Genomic DNA, 382 nt, shown 5'->3' on the forward strand with positions numbered 1-382 from the left:
CGGCGGTCTTCATCCAGGTGCGCATCGGCCTGCGCCCCCTTTTCGACCTGCGCAACGAGATCGCGGACGTGCGCAAGGGCAAGTCCGCCCGGATCGGCCGCTCCTATCCGCAGGAAATCCAGCCCCTGGCCGAGCAGGTGAACCGCCTGCTGGATCACAATCAGGAAGTCGTGGATCGACAGCGCACCCACGTCGGCAACCTGGCCCATGCGCTGAAGACGCCTATCTCCGTCATGCTGGCCGAGGCGGGGACGAGCGAGGGCGATCTGCCCGAGTTGGTGCGGCGCCAGACCAAGATCATGCAGGGCCAGGTCGATCACCACCTGCGCCGCGCCCGCGCCGCCGCCCGCGCCGCCCACGGTCTGGGCGAGACGACTCCCGT

General features: G+C 69.1%; 1 pseudogene. It reads left to right on the plus strand.

The features are described 5' to 3' along the window. Window positions 1–382, plus strand: a pseudogene (locus JWG43_RS21245) (sensor histidine kinase); the annotation flags it as partial.

It is taken from the genome of Desulfobulbus alkaliphilus (assembly GCF_016918545.1).
Taxonomy (GTDB): domain Bacteria; phylum Desulfobacterota; class Desulfobulbia; order Desulfobulbales; family Desulfobulbaceae; genus Desulfobulbus; species Desulfobulbus alkaliphilus.